Here is a 19,990-nt window from a genome sequence, read left to right on the forward strand (position 1 = left end):
CCAAGCGGTACCGGCCACAACCATCAGTTCAAGCGAACTGGAAACCTTACAGTGCGTTGACCTTCTTGGAGATCGCCGACTTGCGGTTCGCTGCGTTGTTCTTGTGCAGAACACCCTTGCTAACAGCCTTGTCCAGCTTGCGGCTGGCAGCAACCAGGGCCGTAGCAGCGGCATCCTTGTCCGAGGACTCAACGGCGGTGTTGACGGCGCGGATGGCCGTCTTCAGCTCGGACTTGACTGCGTTGTTACGCAGGCGTGCCTTCTCGTTGGTGAGGATGCGCTTCTTCTGGGACTTGATATTCGCCACGTGTGAACTCTCTTTTTAATGCGGAAATGGTCTAGAGGGCTTTCAGATTGGCCATTGACTGAGCGGCGTGGGGATACCTATGGCGGCCAACCATCAGTGGCCGTCGACCTGCACGGACACACAGCTATAAAGAATAGCAGGTCAGGCGGGGGGCTGGCCATTTTGCCGCCTAGTCCCAGCCGTGTCGCCGCCGGAGTGCTGCTGCCACCTTTTCAAAACGCTTCCGGTCCAGCACTGAGCCTTCCCTGCGGATGCTGTCCTGCCGCAACTGCACCGATGCGGTCCACCCGAGCCTCACTGGGGCGTCCCTGCCGGTCCCAGGCGCCAGGTCCAAGGTCCACGTAGTCCTTTGATGCTGTCGACGCCGGGACGTGGTCTTTGCTGGTCAGCATCAGTCCCAGCAGGTAGCCGCCGCTTCTGCCCACCACGAGCACCGGCCGGTCCTTGCCCCGGTTGAAGTCCTCCTCATACGGGACCCAGGCCCACACCACTTCGCCCGGATCGGGTGCACCATCGGGTTGGGGCGCGTACCGGACAGAAATGCTGCCCCGATAATCGCCCGGATACAGGGTGTCGAACCGCGCTCCGCCCTGGTCCTTCGCGGGGATGGAGTTGCTCCGGCCGGGCATGCCGCTCCGGGCCGGGCGGTCCACGCCTGCAGGTCTGCCTCTGCCTGCGTTTCGAAGGATGCGCAGGCCGGCTTTGACGGCGCTTGCAAGGGAATGGAGGTTGATGGCCATCCGGCAACCCTATCCGCGGCAGCCTCCCCGCCGGCGGAACGTCAACGGGACCGGGGAATGCGGTGACACGGGCGTGGACGTGGGACACTGGAGGTTCCAAGATGTGCGGCTGACCGCTGGGGCCTTCGTTGTGCCCTGCCGGCGGAACCGCGTGAATGCCAACAGTAAGGACCCTGCGTGTCTCCCATGGCCCGCACCGCCCCGGTGCCCGCCGCGACAGATCCGGCTATTATTCGGAACTTCTGCATCATCGCGCACATTGACCACGGCAAGTCCACCCTGGCGGACCGCATGCTGCAGTTCACCGGGGTCGTCCAAAGCCGCGACATGAAGGCCCAGTACCTGGACCGCATGGACATCGAACGCGAGCGGGGCATCACCATCAAGTCCCAGGCTGTCCGTATGCCCTGGGAACTCGACGGCACCAGCTACGCGCTGAATATGATCGACACCCCAGGCCACGTGGACTTCACCTACGAGGTCTCCCGCTCCCTCGCGGCCTGCGAAGGCGCAATCCTGCTGGTTGACGCAGCGCAGGGCATTGAGGCCCAGACACTCGCCAACCTTTACCTGGCGATGGAAAACAACCTCACCATCATTCCGGTCCTGAACAAGATCGACCTCCCGGCGGCCCAGCCCGAGAAGTACGCGGCAGAACTTGCCAGCCTGATCGGCGGCGACCCCGAGGACGTGCTCCGCGTTTCGGGGAAGACCGGAATGGGCGTTGAGGCGCTGCTGGACAAGATCGTCCGCGACCTGCCCGCCCCCGAGGGCGACGCAAATGCTCCTGCCCGAGCCATGATCTTCGACTCCGTCTATGACACGTACCGCGGCGTGGTCACCTACGTCCGCGTCGTGGACGGCATGCTGCACCCGCGCGAACGCATCCAGATGATGTCCACCCGGGCCACGCACGAACTCCTGGAGATCGGGGTAAGCTCCCCGGAGCCCACCCCCTCCAAGGGCCTGGGCGTCGGTGAAGTGGGCTACCTCATCACGGGTGTTAAGGATGTCAGGCTGTCCAAGGTCGGTGATACCGTCACCAACCTTGCCAAACCGGCCGCTGACTCGCTGCCCGGCTATGCCGATGCCAAGCCGATGGTCTTCTCCGGACTGTATCCCCTGGACGGCACTGACTACCCCGTGCTTCGCGACGCACTGGAGAAACTGATGCTCAACGATGCCGCGCTCGTATATGAGCCGGAAACGTCTGCTGCACTGGGCTTCGGTTTCCGCGTGGGCTTCCTCGGGCTGCTCCACCTGGAGATCACGCGTGAACGGCTCGAACGCGAATACAACCTGGACCTCATCTCCACCGCTCCCAACGTGGAATACGAGGTAACGCTGGAAGACAAAAAGGTGGTCCACGTGACCAATCCCAGCGAGTATCCTTCCGGCAAAATCTCCGAGGTCCGCGAGCCGATGGTGTCCGCCACCATCCTGGCGCCGAATGAATTCGTCGGCGCCATTATGGAACTGTGCCAGAGCCGCCGCGGTGTTATGGGCGGCATGGACTACCTGTCCGAGGACAGGGTGGAGATCCGGTACCGGCTGCCGCTGGCCGAGATCGTCTTCGACTTCTTCGACATCCTGAAGTCCAAGACCCGCGGCTACGGCTCGCTGGACTGGAAGGCCGACGGCGACCAGGTGGCCGACCTCGTCAAGGTGGACATCATGCTCCAGGGCGAGCAGGTGGATGCCTTCTCCGCCATCACCCACCGCGACAAGGCGTACTCCTACGGCGTCATGATGACCACCAAACTGCGCGAGCTCATTCCGCGCCAGCAGTTCGAGGTGCCCATCCAGGCTGCCATCGGCTCCAGGATCATCGCCCGCGAAAGCATCCGCGCCATCCGCAAGGACGTCCTGGCCAAATGCTACGGCGGCGACATCTCCCGCAAGCGCAAGCTGCTGGAGAAGCAGAAGGAAGGCAAGAAGCGCATGAAGATGGTGGGCCGCGTGGAGGTCCCCCAGGAAGCGTTTATTGCCGCCCTCACCACTGACGAATCCAAGGACAAGGCCAAGAAGTAGTGAACACCGCGTCCGGCAACACCGGAGGCCCCCGCAATGCCTAGTACTCTTCCCCTCGGCGACCCGGCGCCGTCGGACGGCCTGCTGCCTGCCCAGGCAGCGGACGGTGCGGCGGAGCGGGCGTTCGGGCTGTACGTCCACATACCGTTCTGTGCGGTGCGCTGCGGCTATTGCGACTTCAACACCTACACCGCAACGGAACTGGGCGGCGGCGCCTCCCAGGATGCATACGCCCAGACTGCCGCCTCGGAGGTGACGCTGGCAGCGAAGGTCCTCTCGGCGTCGGGCCTGCCTCCGCGCAAGCTGGGCACGGTGTTCTTCGGCGGCGGCACTCCCACGCTGCTGCCCGCCGCAGACCTGGCCCTGATCCTCCGCGGGGCCATCGACCAGTGGGGCATCGAAGAGGGCGCCGAGGTCACGACTGAGGCCAATCCGGACTCGGTAACGCCGGAATCCCTCGCGGTCCTGAAAGAGGCAGGGTTCACCAGGGTCTCCTTCGGCATGCAGTCCGCCGTCCCGCACGTCCTGAAGGTTCTGGACCGGACGCACACCCCAAGCCGCGTTCCACAGGTGGTGCAATGGGCACGCGAAGCGGGACTTGCAGTGAGCCTGGACCTGATTTACGGGACGCCGGGGGAGTCGCTCGCCGACTGGCGCCACTCCCTGGAAACCGCGCTGTCCTACGAGCCCGACCACATCAGCGCCTACGCGCTGATCGTTGAGGACGGGACCAAGCTTGCGGCCCAGATCCGCCGTGGCGAAGTTCCAGGTATTGACGACGACGATCACGCCGACAAGTATGAGCTGGCCGATCAGCTGATCACCGAAGCCGGCCTGGGCTGGTATGAAGTCAGCAACTGGGCCCGCACGCCGGAGCAGGCCTGCCGCCACAACCTCGCCTACTGGCGCGGGGATGACTGGTGGGGGATCGGGCCGGGTGCGCACTCCCACGTGGGCGGCGTCCGCTGGTGGAACGTCAAACACCCCACGGCCTACGCAGGCCGCATGGTCCAGGGCCTCTCGCCTGCCGCCGGCCGGGAAACCCTGGACCCGGAAACCCGGAACGTGGAGCGGGTGATGCTTGAGGCACGGCTGCAGTCAGGGCTGGCTGTCTCCACCCTCGGTGCAGACGGCAGGCACGAAGTGGCCGGCCTGATCGCGGACGGCCTGGTGGAGCCGGCGGCAGCCTTCCGGGGCCGGCTGGTCCTCACTCTCAAGGGCAGGCTCCTGGCCGATGCGGTGGTGCGCCGGGTCCTCCCGGACTAGATCCGCCAACAGCAACACGGGGTCACTCGCTGCCCAAAAACGCCTGGTTATTGGGCAGGGAGTGACCCCGTGTTGCTGGAACGCTACTTGATCCAGCGGAGGTTGTACTGGTAGCGGTGCGGCTGGCCACGGTTCACGTGGATTCCGGCCGCCACCGAGAAACACGTCAGGGCAATCCAGATCAGGGTGGCGATGACGGCGAAGATGTTGCCCACGACCGGCACAAACACCAGGATGTTGGCAAGCACGGCGGCGATGGTTGGGGGCAGGCTGAAGTTCAGCGCCTCCTTGGACTCCTGCGCGGTGAAGGGACCCCGGTCACGGAAGATCAGGTAGATCAGGAGTGCAGGGACGCAGCCCAGGATCCCGCCGAAATGCGAGAGCGTAGCCCACTGCCTGTCTTCGCTGGCCGTCAGGGGCAGCGCATTCGCGGGGACGCCATGGTACTCCGAACGGCCCTCGCCGCCCTGGCTGTCCCTGTGATCTTGTGCGTTTTCTGCCACAGTCTGTTCCTTCGAAAGTGCAATGGTGCTTGGTAAGAATGCCAATATCTGCTGAGGTAATGCCAGAAGCAGACACCGCAATACCAAGAATACTTGGTGAAGCCGCCCGCTCAGACGTCCTGCCGCTGGATCCTGTCAGTTCAGGGGACAGTGAGGAAGTCAATTACTTCCTCCACCCTGCCCAGCAGGGATGCTTCCAGGTCCGCGTAGGTGCGCACTGCGCCCAGCAGTTTCTGCCAGCCCAGCCCGATGTCCTCCTTGGTGGCGTGCGGCCGCCCGAACGCCTTGAGGATGCCGGTCTTCCAGTCCTGCCCGCGCGGCACTTCGGGCCACTTTTCAATGCCCAGGACGGACGGGCGGATCGCCTGCCAGACGTCGACATAGGGGTGGCCAACGATCAGCACGTTGCCGGCGGCTCCGGGGGAGGCCATGACCGCATCCGCGATCCGTGACTCCTTCGAATCGGGCACCAAATGGTCCACGAGCACGCCCAGGCGCCGACCGGGACCGGGCCTGAAACCGGCAACCGCCGCCGCCAGGTCATCAATGCCGTGCAGGGGTTCGACGACGATGCCCTCCACCCGGAGGTCGTCGCCCCATACTTTCTCCACCAGTTCGGCGTCGTGCTTTCCTTCCACCCAGATGCGGCTCGCCTTGGCCACCTGTGCCCGTTGGCCCGCCACCCGCACCGAACCGGATGCTGTCCGGCCGCCGGCCGGGCCCCCGGCCGGGGTTTGCTTGGGTACCGGTGGCATCAGCCGGATGGGCTGGCCTTCCAGGAGGAAACCGAAACCCAGCCGGAAGGACCTGGACTTGCCCCGGCGGTCCTCCAGGGCCACCACGTGCATGCCGCCTGATTTTTCCACCCGCGTCACTGCGCCTACCCAGCCGGACTGGACCTCCTCCAGTACCATGCCGCGCTCCACCGGCACTTCAAGCAGTTGCGATCTTGCAGGTGCCGTCAGGTCCTGGGCTCCCCAGTTCTGGTATTGCATGGATGAACTCCGCTTCGTGCTGGATCCGGGCCCGGAATTTCGCCCGGAGCGGTACCAATGCTAACAACGGGGCGAATCATAATAGACTGTTAGCACTTAGGCATGTCGAGTGCTAACCCCTGTGAGGTACGGTGCGGGCGGAACGGCTGCCCTGATCCCTGGATGGAGGTGGAGTGTGAGCGAACCGCGCAAGCTTGAAGTACTGCGGGCCATCGTGGAGGACTATGTCCACTCGCGCGAGCCCGTCGGGTCCAAGGCCCTGGTGGAACGGCACCATCTTGGTGTCTCCAGCGCCACCATTCGCAATGATATGGCCGCACTTGAGGACGAAGGGCTGATCACAGCCCCGCACACAAGCGCAGGCCGCATTCCCACGGACAAGGGCTACCGGCTCTTTGTGGACCAAATTTCTGCGGTCAAGCCGCTGTCGCAGGCCGAACGCCGGGCCATTCAGTCCCTGCTGGAAGGGGCAGACGACCTCGACGACGTCCTGGAGCGCACCGTCCGGCTGCTGTCCCAGCTGACCAACCAGGTGGCAGTGGTCCAATATCCGCACCTCAACCGCGCCCTGGTCCGGCATATCGAATTCGTCCTCCTGGCACCGCGGAAGGTGCTGGTGGTGCTGATCGCCAACAGCGGCAAGGTGGAGCAGCGGGTCATCGACGTCGGGCAGGACCTTGGCGACGACGTCCTCGGTACTTTACGCACGCATTTCCTGGCATCCCTTGGCGGGACTGCCCTGAGCCAGCTGACGCAGTCGCTGCCCGCAGTGGTGTCCGGCGTCGCCCCCGCACAGCGGCAGGCAGCCCAGGCATTGGCGCACGGGCTGGAAGCCCTGGCCCACAGCAGCCGGGAGGACCGCATGGTGATGGCCGGGACAGCCAACCTTGCCCGTTCCAACGTGGATTTTCCGCTCAGCATCGGCCCCGTGCTGGAGGCGCTGGAGGAACAGGTGGTGATGCTGCGGCTCCTGAGCGAGATGGCGCAGGACCACCGTGGGGTGGCCGTCAGCATCGGCCGCGAGAACCCGTACGACGGCCTGGCGGAGGCATCGGTGGTGGCCACCGGGTACGGGCCGGACAGTGTCGCGAAGATTGGCATCCTGGGCCCCACGAGGATGGACTACCCCACCACCATGGCCGCGGTCAGGGCCGTCGCCCGGTACCTGTCACGGATTTTAGGTCCCTGACCCGAACCGTCCGGCGGCCAGGCACGAACAGTAGCGCCCGCAGTACAACTGCAGGCAAAACAACAAGGAAGAGATACGAACTTTGAGCAGCCACTACGAAGTCCTTGGAGTCTCACCGGATGCAACCGGGGAAGAGATCAAGAAGGCCTACCGCAAGCTGGCCCGCACCCTTCACCCGGACGTTAACCCCGGCGAAGATGTGGCAGACCGCTTCAAGGCCGTGACCCACGCCTACGAAGTTCTCTCCGATCCCCAGAAACGCCGGGTGTACGACACCACCGGCAACGAGAACGGCACGGACAACGGGTTCGGCGGGGGAGCCTACGCCGGCCAGGGCTTCGCCTTCCAGGACATCTTCGATACGTTCTTTGGCGCCGGCGGTTCCTCCGGGCCCGCATCGCGTGTCCGGCGCGGCCAGGACGCCCTCATCAGCGTCCGGATCGAACTTCGCGACGCCGTTTTCGGCGTCAACAGGAAGCTCGAAGTGGATACGGCAGTGGTCTGCCCAACGTGCGAAGGCTCGTGCTGCCGGCCGGGCACCCACCCGGAGCGCTGCGACATCTGCGGCGGCAGCGGCCAGGTCCAGCGGGCGGTCCGGTCCATCCTGGGCCAGGTCATGACCGCAGCTCCGTGCGGCACCTGCGAAGGCTTCGGCACCGTCATCAAGGACCCCTGCAACGAGTGCAGCGGGCAGGGCCGCATCCGCAGCCGGCGTTCGCTGACCATCAAGGTTCCCGCCGGCGTTGCCACAGGCACCCGCATCCAGCTCTCCGGCCAGGGCGAGGCCGGTCCTGCCGGCGGCCCCGCCGGAGACCTGTACGTTGAAATCCGCGTCAACAACGACGCCACCTATGTCCGGGAGGGCGACGACCTCCACGCCACCCTGAACATCCCCATGACCGCAGCCGCGCTGGGAACAGACGTCACCCTGGAAACCTTTGACGGTCCCCAGGAGATCGATGTGAAGGCAGGAACGCAGTCCGGCGAGATCATCACCTTGCGCGGGCTGGGTGTCACGCACCTGCGCGGATACGGCCGGGGTGACTTGAAGGTCCATCTGCAGGTGGAGACGCCGGCGAGACTGGACGCGGCGCAGGAGGACCTGCTGCGTCAGCTCGCCAAGTTGCGCGGCGAACAGATCACGGAGGGCAAGCTGGCCGCCAGCGGCGGTATGTTCGCCAAGCTCCGGGACCGGTTCGGTAACCTGTAGCGGTGAGCAACCCCGTCTTTTTCACGGCGTCCGGGTCCTTGGACCAGATGGCACCCGAAGGGCGTTTTGTCCTGGCGGGACCCGAGGCCCGGCATGCGGTGACCGTCAAACGCCTGGCTCCCGGCGAGCCCGTGGACATCGTTGACGGCGCCGGCACCCGGATGAGCGGGAAAGTGCTGGCAGCCTCCCCGGCCGGGCTCGAGGTCGAATGCACCTCCGTGGTGGTCGAGGACCGGCCTGGGGTCAGGCTGGTGCTGGTCCAGGCCCTTGCCAAAGGCGACCGGGATGAGCTGGCCATCGAAACCGCCACCGAACTGGGGATCGACGCCGTTATACCGTGGCAGTCCGAACGGTCCATCGTGCGCTGGAAGGGGGACCGGGCGGCCAAGGCCCATGCAAAGTGGCAGTCTGTAGTTACCGCCGCTGCCAAGCAGGCCCGGCGGGCCTGGATCCCGGAGGTGCGTGCCGCCGTCGACACTGCCGGTCTCGCTGCTGCTGCCGGGGCGGCCGACCTCGCCGTTATCCTGCACGAGGACGCCGTGCGTCCACTGCGGTTGGTCCTGGAATCGTGGCTCTCGAATGATGCTGTAGAAGGGCCGCGGGAAATATTCCTGATTGTCGGCCCCGAAGGGGGCATCAGCCAGCGCGAGGTGACGAAACTGTGCGGCCAGGGAGCCGTGACTGCCCTGCTGGGACACCATGTGCTGCGTTCATCAACCGCCGGTCCCGCCGCCGTCGTGCTTGCCAGCGATGTCCTGGGCCGCTGGGCGGCGCCCGCAGCCTGAACGGCCACGGCTTACCGTACTTTGAATCCCCGGGTATCTTCGGTGCCGTTTTGCTGGCTATCGGGGTTGGACGTTTGCCCGACCCGGAGCTCGTAGTCGCCGGCGGGCAGGGTCAGGGCCAGCGTAAAGACTCCCGCCTGGGCAGGGTCCGCCGCGGCGGTGGTCTCGCCGGTCAGGAATGGTGTCTTGTTCCCGTTCTCCTCCGACCGTAGGATCTGCCAGCGGAGCTTGCCGCCCGCGGCCGTGCTCCGGCCGGTGATCTTGACGCTGCCGTCCGCCACCTCAACGTTTTCCTGCGGGTCGATGATCCACACCGGAGCCACGAGCCCGGCCGTGCGGGCCATGAGGGACCCCAGTTGCACGTGGTTGAACGCCACGTAATCTGTGTGCCCGTCCACCAGGATGCGCACGCGGATCTGCTGGCCGGAGTCAATCAGGCCGGAACTCGCCGCAGCCGCGGTGGCCGTATAGACCAGCTGCTGGATGGCCCGGGCCGCCATATCGGCGTCCAGGTTGCTGTTGAAGGCGTCCTCCGACACGTCAACGGTGATGATGTCCTTGCCGGAAATCGAGGTTGCCAGCTGTTTGGGGTTCTGCCAGGGGGTGAAGAAGTCCGGATCCAGGGGCTTTTCGGACATCATGGCGCGCAGGGCCCGCGTCACTGGATTTTCCTGCTCGGGAACATCCCTGAACTCGCGGTACAGGAATACGTTGCTGTTGCTGCGGCCAATCCAGTAAACCGGGGCCTTGTTGGAGGACTGCGTGGTTTCCAGGGGTGCGCTGGTGGCGGGCGCACCAGAGACACTGCCGGTGGCGGCGGGACTCGAGGCCAGGAGGCCCGTGGGTGACGGGCCCGGTTCGGCGATGCAGCCGGTCAGGGCAGGGATGGCAACCAGCAGCCCGGCAAGAACCATTGAACGGGCGCCGTTCAGTGTTCTTCCGGCCCGGTGGGGCCCTGCGGTTTCCGGCACCGTAATTGCCTGTCCTTCCCTGGTTGGATTGGCCGATCCCCGGTCAGCCTGGGCGCTTCCGTAGCACCCTGGATTTCCAGCATTACACAGCGCCGGCGGGCAAAAGCCGCCGGATGCGCCCAGCGGCCCAACTGCAACGTGAACGATATGAGGCCGATATGAAGTTGATACCTAATGACGGACAGCCGGAACCGGAACAGTATCGGCGGCCAGGGCCAAGCACCCCGCGCCCGTACCGGGGCGGGCATCGGGCCAGGGCTGCCCTCTGGCGTAAGATGGAAGGTACCGCTGAGACGCAACGGGGACAGCCCGCCGCCGATCAGCCAGCAGCCACTTTTTCGAGATCGAGGGGATCACGGGCCCGCGGGCCAACACCATGACTGAATCAGCTAACGGAAAGCGCAGGCTTGTCACCGGCGAAGGCGCCGCGGGGGAATTTCCCCACACACTCCCTGGCGTCCGCACCGAAGTGGTCCTCTTCGACAGCTCCGACCAGATGGTTCAATCCCTCGGCAGCCATGATGAAGCGTTGCGGTTCATTGAAGAGCAGTTCCCTGACGTGAACTTCCACGTCCGCGGCAACGAGCTTTCCATTAGCGGACCGGCTACGGACGTGCCGCGGATCATGCGGCTCCTCCACGAGGTCCGGGGACTGGTGGCACGCGGAACCGTCATCAGCCCGGCCGTGCTGCAGCAACTCGTTGCCCTGCTCCGTACCCAGTCCCTGCAGAACCCGGTGGATGTGCTGACCCATGACATCCTGTCCAGCCGCGGCAAAACGATCCGCCCCAAGACGCTGAACCAGAAGAACTACGTTGACGCCATTGACGCCAACACCGTCATTTTCGGGATCGGTCCGGCCGGTACCGGCAAGACCTACCTCGCCATGGCCAAGGCCGTCCAGGCCCTGCAGCAAAAAGAGGTCAGCCGCATCATCCTGACCCGCCCGGCAGTGGAAGCAGGGGAGCGGCTTGGCTTCCTCCCCGGCACCTTGAGCGACAAAATCGATCCGTACCTGCGTCCGCTGTATGACGCCCTGCACGACATGATGGACCCGGAGTCGATTCCGAGGCTCATGGCAGCAGGAACCATTGAGGTGGCGCCGCTGGCCTACATGCGCGGCCGCACCCTCAATGACGCCTTCATCATCCTCGACGAGGCCCAAAACACCACGCCGGAGCAGATGAAGATGTTCCTCACCAGGCTGGGATTCGGGTCCAAGATGGTGGTCACGGGCGATATCACCCAGGTGGACCTGCCGTTCGGCACGCGCTCGGGGCTGCGGATCGTGGAGGAAATCCTGCATGGCATTGACGATGTGAACTTCTCCGTCCTGGATGCCGCAGACGTGGTCCGGCACCGGCTGGTGGGTGACATCGTTAACGCCTACAGCATCTGGGACGACGCCCAGCGGAACAGGGTGAAGCATTCGGCAAGCCGGGAAAAACGGGGGGAACGCGCGTGAGTATCGAGGTGAACAACGAGTCCGGCGTCCAGGTGGACGAATCTGAACTCGTTGCCCTGTCCAGGTACATCTTCGAGCAGCTGTACATCCACCCGCAGGCCGAACTGTCCATCCTCCTGGTGGACGAGCCGGCCATGGAGAAGCTTCACATCGAACTGATGGACGAGCCCGGCGCCACGGACGTCCTGTCAGTGCCCATGGATGAACTGACCCCGGGGACCCCGGACCGGCCCACGCCGCAGGGCATGCTTGGGGACATCGCCGTTTGCCCGCAGGTGGCCGTTGTCCAGGCCAAGAATGCCGGCCACTCGCTGCAGGATGAAATGCTGTTGCTGACCACGCACGGCATCCTGCACCTGTTGGGCTATGACCATGCCGAACCTGAGGAGAAGGCCGAGATGTTCGGCCTCCAGCGCGAACTCCTGTCCGGCTTCACCGGTAAAGAAGCGCCCGCCGAGACTACCCAGTGACGCCTTTGCTCCTGGTCGCGATGGCCCTGGCTTTCCTGGGTATCGCGGCAGTACTGACCGCGGCCGAAGCCGCCTTCAATTTCCTCCCGCGCCACGATGCGGAAGAAGCGCTCCTGAAAAGCCGCGGCACTGCCATGCGGCGGATCCTGGCCCAGCCGGTGGCCCATATCCGGGCCCTGCGGTTCTGGCGTATCTGGTTCGAGATGGCCTCGGCGGTTGCCGTCGCCGTCCTCCTCTACAGCCTGCTGGACAATATATGGTTTGCGGGCCTGGCTGCCACAGGCATTATGGCCCTGCTGGGATTTGTGATTGTGGGCGTATCACCACGCCAGCTCGGCAGGCTGCATTCGGCTGCGGTGGTGCGGTTCACCGCGCCCATGATCCGCTTCCTCACCTGGGTCCTGGGGCCCATCCCGGGCTGGCTCGTGGCGGTGGGAAGCGCGGCGGCCCCCGGGGCGCCCACCGGTGATGAGGCGTTCTTCAGCGAGCAGGAATTCCGCGAGCTGGTGGACCGGGCCAGCGAATCGGACATGATCGAGGACACCGAGGCGGAGATGATCCAGTCCGTCTTCGACTTCGGCGACACCCTGGTCCGGGCCGTTATGGTGCCCCGGACCGACATCCTCAGCGTTGAAGCAGGCTCCAGCCTCCGCCGGGCCATGTCACTCTTCCTCCGTTCGGGTTACTCCAGGATGCCGGTGATCGGCGAAGACAGCGACCACATCCTGGGCATTGTCTACCTCAAGGACGTGGCGGCCGTCCTCCATGAGCTGGCACCGGATGAGGAACCGCCCCTGGTGGACTCCCTGGTCCGTGAAGTCCGGTATGTCCCCGAATCAAAGCCGGTCAGCGACCTGCTCCGGGAACTGCAGAAAGAATCCACGCACGTTGCCATTGTGATCGATGAATACGGCGGCACCGCGGGGCTCGTCACCCTCGAGGACCTGATTGAGGAAATCGTGGGCGAAATCGTGGACGAGTACGACACCGAAAGTGCCGAGGCCGTGGAGCTCGGCGACGGCTCCTACCGCGTCAGCGCCCGCATGAGCATCGACGACCTCGGTGAGCTTTTTGACATCGAGCTCGACGACGACGAAGTGGACACCGTGGGCGGCCTGCTGGCCAAAGCGCTGGGCCGCGTTCCCATCGTCGGCAGCCATGTGGAAGTGGACGGGGTGTCGCTGCGCGCCGACCGGCTCGAAGGACGCCGGAACCGTGTCAGCCACATCATTGCGGCGCCCGTTCCAAAAGTAGACACTGACCTTGAAGACCTCTTCCAAGAGGCGGAAGCAACCCAGCAGGGAGTTCCACGTGAGCAAGAAAAATAAGGCCGCCGGCGAAGAAGATTTCGGCGGTTTCCGCGCAGGGTTTTCGGTCCTGGTGGGCCGTCCCAATGCAGGAAAATCCACCCTGACCAACGCGCTGGTGGGCAAGAAGGTGGCCATTACCTCCGCCAAGCCGCAAACCACCCGCCACACCATCCGCGGCATCGTCCACCGGGAGGACGCGCAGCTGATCCTGGTGGACACTCCCGGCCTGCACCGGCCCCGCACCCTGCTCGGCAAGCGCCTGAACGATCTTGTGGCCGACACCCTGGCCGAGGTGGATGCCATCGGCTTCTGCCTTCCCGCCAACGAAAAAATCGGCCCGGGCGACAAATTCATCGCGGCGCAGCTCGCCGCCGTCGGCCGCAAGCCCGTCATCGCCATCGTCACCAAGGCGGACCTGGTGGACAGGCAGGCCCTGACGGAACAGCTCCTGGCCGTGGCCGCGCTCGGACGCGAAGTGCTGGGGGAGGAAGGCTGGAAGGATATCGTCCCTGTGTCCGCCACGGACGGCTTCCAGGTGGAAACCGTAGCCGATGTGCTGATCAGCCACATGCCGCCGTCGCCCCCGCTCTACCCGGATGGGGAGCTGACCGATGAACCGGAAGCCGTGATGGTCGCCGAGCTCATCCGGGAAGCGGCGCTGGAAGGGGTCCGGGACGAGCTGCCGCACTCGCTCGCGGTGGTTGTGGAAGAGATCGTTCCACGGGAGGACCGTCCAGACGATAACCCCCTCCTGGACGTGCGCGTGAACCTCTATGTGGAGCGGCCGTCACAGAAGGCCATCATCATTGGCAAGGGCGGCAGCCGGCTGCGCGAAGTGGGCACCAACGCACGCAAGGGCATCGAGGCGCTCCTGGGGACGCGCATCTACCTGGACCTGCATGTCAAAGTTGCCAAGGACTGGCAGCGGGACCCGAAACAGCTGGTCAAGCTGGGCTTCTGAGCCCGCCTGCCGGTGCCGCAAAGGGCAGCCCGGCAATTTCCCAGACTGGGCCACTAAAATGGACCGGATTCAGAATCTAGAGGAAGGTTCATTACGTGGGGCGAGGCCGCGAAAAGCGCGATAACGGAGCTGACGTGTCAGCCGGGGGACCAAGGTCCAGGCACGCGGAAGCCGGCACCGTTGGAGCCGCGCGCCACCTGGGCCCCGAGCGGGGAATGCCGGTGTGGTTGAAGATCGTCACCGGTATCCTGTCGCTGGTGATGATCGGCGCCCTTGCGTTCGCCGGATTTTGGTTCGTGCGGCTGCAAAGCAACATCTCCAAGGCCCCGCTGAACGCCGGCGGGGGCGGCACTGACGCTCCAGTGAGTGACGCCACCGGGCGGATGCAGATCCTGATCCTGGGCTCGGACACCCGCGACGGCCTGAACGGCGAGTACGGAACTTCTGATGATTCAAAGGGCTATGGCAAGTCCGACGTCATGATGCTGATGGATATTTCCGAGGACAACAAGCGCGTCAGCGTGATCAGCTTTCCGCGCGACCTCCTGGTTGATATTCCGGAGTGCAAGGACGAGAAGACCAAGCAGACCTTCCCTGCCCGCAGTGGTGTGATGATCAACGAGGCCATGGGTGAGGCGGGCATCGGCTGCGCCGTGGATACCGTCAACAAGTTGACCGGGTTGACGGTGGACCACTTCATGATGGCGGACTTCAACGCGGTGAAGGAACTGTCCAATGCCGTGGGAGGCGTGGACGTCTGCATCAGCGACGCCGTCTACGACCCCGATTCACGGCTTCGGCTGCCCAAGGGGACCTCCGCCGTCCAGGGTGAAATGGCCCTCGCCTTCCTGCGCACCCGCCATGCATTTGCCGACGGCGGCGACCTCGGCCGCATCAAGGCGCAGCAGGGCTTCCTTTCCTCGCTTACCCGGAAAATCAAGGATGAAGGAACGTTGTCCGATCCCGGCAGGATGCTGAGGATCGCCGACGTCGTCACCCAGAACCTGACCGTGGACGAGGGACTCGCTTCCGTTCCCAGTCTGCTGACCATCGGCAACCGGCTCAAGGACATCGACATCAGCAAGGTCGCCTTCGTGGCGGTTCCCACCACCCCGGCGCTTGTTGATCCGAACAGGCTACAGATCGCGGAACCGGCCGGCCCGCAGCTCTTCTCCGCCCTGCAACGGGACATCGACCTGACTGACCCGACGGCGCCCACCACACCTGCGCCCAGTGAGACGCCCTCAGCAGCTCCAACCGAGACGGCCACCCCGCTCCCGCCCTATGACAAGGCTGTCCAGCCTGTCACTGTGGCCAACGGAAGCGGCCTTCCCGGCCGCTCCCAGGAGATCGTGCAGGCCCTGGTCTCAGGCGGGTTCACCCAGACCGGACGGTTCGAGGCAGTGGCTGTGGACCAGTCCGTGGTCTACTACGGGACCGGCTTCCAGGACGTAGCCGCCGACGTCGCCGCCCAACTGGGGATACCCGCAGCACAGATCCTCACGGCTCCGGCAGTATCGGGTGTCCAGGTTTACCTCGGCACCGACTTCACCTCGGGGACCACCTACGGTGCGAAGGTCGCGTTGCCCGATGACATTGTCAACCAGACCGCCGGCGACGCCACCTGCCAGCAGGCCAATCCGGAGCTGATCGTCAACAACTAGCCGGCATTGGCTGCAGGCCACACCAACCAGCACTAAAAAATCGGGGCCCGCAATGGCGGGCCCCGATTTTTTATTTGCTACCAGATGCTGACGCGCTCCCCGGGGGCCATCCACATGCCGTCCTGGTCAGTGACGTCGAACGCTTCGTGGAACGCGTCCAGGTTCTTCGCAATGGCGTTGGTCCGGAACTCGTTGGGGGAGTGCGGGTCCGTGGCGAGCCGGCGGATTGCCTCCTCACTCCGGATGACCTGCCGCCAGCCCGCTGCCCAGGAAGCAAAGAAGCGTTGCTGCCCCGTGAGGCCGTCAAGGACCTCGGGCTCCTTGCCGTCCAGGCTGATCAGGTAGGCCTTGTAGGCAATGGCCAGGCCGGCGAGGTCGCCGATGTTCTCGCCAAGCGTGAGCCGGCCATTGACGTTATGCCCCGGTGCTGCATAGGGGGAAAGGGCATCATACTGGGCCACCAGTTTCGCAGTCAGCTGCTCGAAGGCCTGGCGGTCCTCGTCGGTCCACCAGTTCCGAAGCGCCCCGCCGCCGTCGAACTGGGACCCCTGGTCATCGAATCCGTGGCCGATCTCGTGACCGATGACCGCCCCGATCCCGCCGTAGTTCACGGCATCGTCAGCGTCGGCGGTGAAGAACGGCGGCTGCAGGATCGCCGCCGGGAACACAATCTCGTTCATCATCGGGTGGTAGTAGGCGTTCACGGTCTGCGGGGTCATCAGCCACTTGTTGCGGTCCACCGGCTTGCCCACCTCGTCCAGGTGCCGGTCGACGTCGGCATTGTGGGCCCGTTCGACGTTGCCCAGGAGATCAGCAGGGTCGATCTCCACGGCGGAGTAGTCAATCCATTCCTCCGGGTAGCCGATCTTCGCGCGGAACCCTTCCAGTTTCCGCAGCGCCTCCGCCTTGGTGGCCTCACCCATCCAGCCCACGGCGGTGATGCTCTGCCGGTAGGCCTCAATCAGGTTGCCAACAAGTGTCTGCATCCGCGCCTTGTGGGTTTCCGGGAAGTGCCGGGCAACATAGATCTGCCCAACGGCTTCGCCGAGGGCTCCCTCCACCACGCCCACGCCGCGCTTCCAGCGGTCCTTGTTCCGCGGCGTTCCGCTGATGGTGGTGCCGTAAAACGCAAAGTTGGCGTCGACGAAAGCCGAGGACAGGTAGGGCGCCGCGGCACTGACCACACGCATGGCAAGCCATTCCTGCCAATGGGCCAAAGGCTCGGACTCGAGGAGCCCGGCGGTGCCGTCGAAGAATGGCGGGGTGCTCACCACAATCTCCTGCCGCTTGGCCTCATCGATGCCGGCGGCTTCGAACCAGGCTGACAGCAGAGGGAACAGTGCCGAGGCCTCGTCCGCTGTCTTCAGGTTGTAGGTCTTCTGCGGATCCCGCAGCGTGACGTTGTCCCAGTGATGTGATGCCAGCTTTGTTTCCAGCTCCACCACCCGTGCGGCGGCGGCACCGGCATCCGGCACCTCCGCCAGATCCAGCATCCTGCGTACATGTGCCTCGTAGGCGGTGACCATCGCCGAGAACTTTTCTTCCCGATAGTAGGACTCGTCCGGCAGCCCGAGGCCGCCCTGTCCCGTGTAAAGGAGGACGCGGTCCGGGTTCCCTGCATCCGGTGCCGGGTAGATGTAGAAAAGTCCGCCAACATCGGCGCGGAACAGCCGGCCCGCCAGGGACACAAGGTCCGCCACGGACGTGGTCGCAAAAACGTCGGCCAGGCGCTGGCGGATCGGTTCCATCCCCTTGGCCTCCGCAGCTGCTTCGTCCATGAAGCTGCTGTAGAGCCCACCCACTTTCCGCTCGATGCCGCTGGCGTCCGCGCCCTTCGCGGCCGCTTCCTCGATAATGTCGCGGACGGCGATTTCCGATCCGTCGCGCAGCGCGGTGAACGTGCCTTCGAGGGGCCGGTCATCGGGAATCTCGGTGGCCTTGAGCCAGGCCCCGTTCACATGCTGGTAGAGGTCATCCTGCGGCCGGACAGTGTTATCAAAGGTGGACAGGTCGATCCCCGAAATGGGCACGGAAGCTCCTTCTGACGAAGAGCCGCGGCCAGCTGGATACCGGGCGGCGTCTGCATGGTGGACGTAACGGACGGTAGTGCCCTTTCATCTTACGCATGCGTGCTACCCTCAAAAGGTGCGTGCAGAGCTTCTTCTTCTTAGCTGCCGCGGCGAGGCCTCAGACGCGATCTAGCGCAAGGCCACCCTCGCTGCGGAGTTTGTGTTGCCCGGCCACCCTTTCAAAGAAGAACCACAGAAAAGGCCCCGATAGTAATGCGAAACGCACAGAAGCCCTCCGGAATGCCCGCCCACCGTTACACGCCGTTCCAGGACCAGATCAAAGTTGAGCTGCCGGACCGCACCTGGCCGGACAAGATCATCACCAAGGCTCCGCGCTGGTGTGCTGTGGACCTGCGCGACGGCAACCAGGCCCTGATCGATCCGATGAGCCCGGCCCGCAAGATGAAGATGTTCGACCTGCTGGTCCGGATGGGCTACAAAGAGATCGAAGTCGGCTTCCCCTCGGCCTCCCAGACGGACTTCGACTTCGTCCGCCAGCTGATTGAGGGCAACCACATCCCGGACGACGTCACCATCCAGGTCCTGACCCAGGCCCGCGAGCACCTGATCGAACGGACCTATGAGTCGCTGGTCGGGGCCAAGCAGGCCATTGTCCACCTCTACAACTCCACGTCAGTGCTGCAGCGCCGGGTGGTGTTCAACCAGGACGAGGACGGAATCCTGGACATCGCGCTCCAGGGCGCACGCCTGTGCAAGAAGTACGAGGAGACCCTCGCGGACACACACGTGACCTACGAGTACTCCCCGGAATCGTTCACCGGCACCGAGCTGGAATATGCCGTTCGCGTCTGCAACGCTGTCGCCGATGTGTTTGAAGCCTCCGCTGACCGCCAGGTCATCATCAACCTGCCCGCCACCGTGGAAATGGCCACCCCCAACGTTTACGCCGATTCGATCGAGTGGATGAGCCGCCACCTGCACCCGCGGGAGGGCATCATCCTCTCCCTGCACCCGCACAACGACCGCGGGACGGGCGTCGCGGCCGCGGAACTGGGTTACATGGCCGGTGCGGACCGGATTGAAGGCTGCCTCTTCGGCAACGGTGAGCGGACCGGCAACGTGGACCTGGTCACCCTGGGCCTGAACCTCTTTGTCCAGGGCATCGACCCCATGATCGACTTCTCCAACATCGACGACGTCCGCCGGACCGTCGAGTACTGCAACCAGCTGCCCGTCCCGGAGCGTTCCCCCTACGGCGGCGACCTCGTGTTCACCGCGTTCTCGGGATCGCACCAGGACGCCATCAAGAAGGGCTTCGAGGCCCTGGAGCGCGACGCAGCCGCCGCCGGCAAGGACGTGGCCGACTTCACCTGGCAGGTTCCGTACCTGCCCGTGGATCCCAAGGACCTGGGCCGCAGCTACGAAGCAGTGATCAGGGTCAACTCGCAGTCGGGCAAGGGCGGCGTGGCCTACCTGCTCAAGAACGAGCATAGCCTGGACCTGCCGCGGCGCGCCCAGATCGAATTCTCCGGCGTCATCCAGAAGCGCACGGACACCGTGGGCGGCGAAGTCAGCGGAGCCCAGCTGTGGCAGGTCTTCCAGGACGAGTACCTGCCGTCCGGGAAAGCTGACGGGCAGTGGGGACGCTACTCCCTGGGCGGGGTCAAGACAGAAACAGATGCCGACGGCGGCATGACGCTGCACGCCTCCCTCACCGTGGACGGCGTTGAGGTCCAGCGCACAGGGACCGGCAACGGTCCCATCGCCGCACTGCTGAGCATCCTGGGCGAGGACGGCGTGGACGTCCGGGTGCTGGACTACAGCGAGCACGCCCTCTCTGAAGGCGGAAGCGCCATGGCCGCCGCCTACGTCGAATGCGCCGTGGGGGAACGCGTGCTGTGGGGCGTGGGTATCGACGCCAACACCAGCATGTCCTCCCTCAAAGCCGTGATCTCAGCAGTCAACCGCGCCATCCGGGACGCCCAGGGCTGATGCCGGATATTGTGCCGCCGGGCAATGCCCGGCGGCACAATGGCAGGGGCGTCACTCCTGTCCGGGGGCGGCTGTCCGGGAGCGGCGCGAGGCCGCACCGC

17 protein-coding genes are annotated in these 19,990 nt (G+C 64.8%); 11 read left to right on the forward strand and 6 right to left on the reverse strand.

The window, feature by feature from the left end:
• Positions 1-46: 46 nt before the first annotated feature.
• Positions 47-307, reverse strand: a complete 261-nt coding sequence (gene rpsT / locus QRN11_RS05995; RefSeq protein WP_091419918.1) for a 30S ribosomal protein S20 — start codon at positions 305-307, stop codon at positions 47-49.
• 212 nt (positions 308-519) lie between these two features.
• The gene (locus tag QRN11_RS06000) at positions 520-1,047 is read right to left on the reverse strand and encodes a type II toxin-antitoxin system PemK/MazF family toxin (protein ID WP_350223971.1); all 528 of its coding nucleotides are present in this window, start codon (positions 1,045-1,047) and stop codon (positions 520-522) included.
• A 177-nt stretch (positions 1,048-1,224) separates the two neighbouring features.
• Here QRN11_RS06000 and lepA point away from each other — a divergent pair, with 177 nt between their 5' ends.
• A complete protein-coding gene (gene lepA / locus QRN11_RS06005; RefSeq protein WP_170850802.1) occupies positions 1,225-3,078 on the forward strand; it encodes a translation elongation factor 4 in 1,854 nt (617 codons plus the stop codon).
• Between the two features lie 36 nt (positions 3,079-3,114).
• Positions 3,115-4,344, forward strand: a complete 1,230-nt coding sequence (gene hemW, locus QRN11_RS06010) for a radical SAM family heme chaperone HemW (protein WP_285250256.1) — start codon at positions 3,115-3,117, stop codon at positions 4,342-4,344.
• A gap of 83 nt (positions 4,345-4,427) precedes the next feature.
• Here hemW and QRN11_RS06015 read toward each other — a convergent pair whose 3' ends face one another.
• Together QRN11_RS06015 and QRN11_RS06020 are read right to left on the reverse strand one after the other, a co-directional pair.
• Positions 4,428-4,847, reverse strand: a complete 420-nt coding sequence (locus QRN11_RS06015; RefSeq protein ID WP_091419925.1) for a DUF4870 domain-containing protein — start codon at positions 4,845-4,847, stop codon at positions 4,428-4,430.
• A gap of 140 nt (positions 4,848-4,987) precedes the next feature.
• Positions 4,988-5,842: a DUF3097 domain-containing protein gene (locus tag QRN11_RS06020; RefSeq protein WP_285250257.1), complete on the reverse strand. Its 855-nt coding sequence runs from the start codon at positions 5,840-5,842 to the stop codon at positions 4,988-4,990.
• A gap of 175 nt (positions 5,843-6,017) precedes the next feature.
• On the opposite strand from QRN11_RS06020, the gene hrcA reads away from it, so the two are divergent.
• The 3 genes from hrcA (at position 6,018) to QRN11_RS06035 (ending at position 9,026) form a co-directional block, all read left to right on the forward strand.
• On the forward strand, positions 6,018-7,031 hold the full coding sequence (hrcA, locus tag QRN11_RS06025) for a heat-inducible transcriptional repressor HrcA (protein WP_091419928.1): 1,014 nt from the start codon (positions 6,018-6,020) through the stop codon (positions 7,029-7,031).
• Positions 7,032-7,113: 82 nt separating this feature from the next.
• Positions 7,114-8,241: a molecular chaperone DnaJ gene (dnaJ, locus tag QRN11_RS06030; RefSeq protein WP_285250258.1), complete on the forward strand. Its 1,128-nt coding sequence runs from the start codon at positions 7,114-7,116 to the stop codon at positions 8,239-8,241.
• 2 nt (positions 8,242-8,243) lie between these two features.
• Complete coding sequence (locus QRN11_RS06035) at positions 8,244-9,026, forward strand: 16S rRNA (uracil(1498)-N(3))-methyltransferase (RefSeq protein WP_285250259.1); 783 nt, start codon at positions 8,244-8,246, stop codon at positions 9,024-9,026.
• A gap of 11 nt (positions 9,027-9,037) precedes the next feature.
• Here QRN11_RS06035 and QRN11_RS06040 read toward each other — a convergent pair whose 3' ends face one another.
• Positions 9,038-9,997 (reverse strand): GerMN domain-containing protein, encoded by a 960-nt coding sequence (locus QRN11_RS06040; protein ID WP_285250260.1) that lies wholly within the window; start codon positions 9,995-9,997, stop codon positions 9,038-9,040.
• Positions 9,998-10,373: 376 nt separating this feature from the next.
• Between QRN11_RS06040 and QRN11_RS06045 the strand changes: the two genes are divergently transcribed.
• From QRN11_RS06045 to QRN11_RS06065, 5 genes are all read left to right on the forward strand, one after another.
• Positions 10,374-11,462 carry a PhoH family protein gene (locus QRN11_RS06045; RefSeq protein ID WP_285250261.1) on the forward strand — a complete coding sequence of 363 codons (1,089 nt, stop codon included), beginning with the start codon at positions 10,374-10,376 and terminating at the stop codon, positions 11,460-11,462.
• Positions 11,459-11,932 carry an rRNA maturation RNase YbeY gene (ybeY, locus tag QRN11_RS06050; RefSeq protein WP_091419937.1) on the forward strand — a complete coding sequence of 158 codons (474 nt, stop codon included), beginning with the start codon at positions 11,459-11,461 and terminating at the stop codon, positions 11,930-11,932. Before QRN11_RS06045 ends, ybeY begins: the two co-directional genes overlap by 4 nt.
• The gene (locus QRN11_RS06055) at positions 11,929-13,260 is read left to right on the forward strand and encodes a hemolysin family protein (RefSeq protein ID WP_285250262.1); all 1,332 of its coding nucleotides are present in this window, start codon (positions 11,929-11,931) and stop codon (positions 13,258-13,260) included. The genes ybeY and QRN11_RS06055 overlap by 4 nt, the downstream gene beginning before the upstream one ends.
• Complete coding sequence (gene era / locus QRN11_RS06060; protein WP_091419940.1) at positions 13,244-14,203, forward strand: GTPase Era; 960 nt, start codon at positions 13,244-13,246, stop codon at positions 14,201-14,203. The genes QRN11_RS06055 and era overlap by 17 nt, the downstream gene beginning before the upstream one ends.
• Before the next feature lie 215 nt (positions 14,204-14,418).
• Positions 14,419-15,867, forward strand: a complete 1,449-nt coding sequence (locus QRN11_RS06065) for an LCP family protein (RefSeq protein ID WP_285250280.1) — start codon at positions 14,419-14,421, stop codon at positions 15,865-15,867.
• A gap of 77 nt (positions 15,868-15,944) precedes the next feature.
• Here the strand turns inward: QRN11_RS06065 and QRN11_RS06070 are convergent, their stop codons facing one another.
• Positions 15,945-17,897 (reverse strand): M13 family metallopeptidase, encoded by a 1,953-nt coding sequence (locus QRN11_RS06070; RefSeq protein ID WP_285250263.1) that lies wholly within the window; start codon positions 17,895-17,897, stop codon positions 15,945-15,947.
• 252 nt (positions 17,898-18,149) lie between these two features.
• Between QRN11_RS06070 and leuA the strand changes: the two genes are divergently transcribed.
• Entirely contained in the window at positions 18,150-19,889 is a 1,740-nt protein-coding gene (gene leuA, locus QRN11_RS06075; protein WP_285250264.1) for a 2-isopropylmalate synthase, read from the forward strand.
• Positions 19,890-19,990 lie beyond the last annotated feature (101 nt).

Origin of the sequence: Pseudarthrobacter sp. fls2-241-R2A-168, assembly GCF_030209335.1 — a bacterium.
Classification (GTDB): Bacteria; Actinomycetota; Actinomycetes; order Actinomycetales; family Micrococcaceae; genus Arthrobacter.

Coding starts and splice junctions, on each gene's coding strand:
- QRN11_RS06065 (WP_285250280.1), top strand. CDS start 14,419: ATGCCGGTGTGGTTGAAGATCGTCACCGGTATCCTGTCGCTGGTGATG.
- hemW (WP_285250256.1), top strand. CDS start 3,115: ATGCCTAGTACTCTTCCCCTCGGCGACCCGGCGCCGTCGGACGGCCTG.
- leuA (WP_285250264.1), top strand. CDS start 18,150: ATGCGAAACGCACAGAAGCCCTCCGGAATGCCCGCCCACCGTTACACG.
- QRN11_RS06000 (WP_350223971.1), bottom strand. CDS start 1,047: ATGGCCATCAACCTCCATTCCCTTGCAAGCGCCGTCAAAGCCGGCCTG.
- QRN11_RS06045 (WP_285250261.1), top strand. CDS start 10,374: ATGACTGAATCAGCTAACGGAAAGCGCAGGCTTGTCACCGGCGAAGGC.
- QRN11_RS06020 (WP_285250257.1), bottom strand. CDS start 5,842: ATGCAATACCAGAACTGGGGAGCCCAGGACCTGACGGCACCTGCAAGA.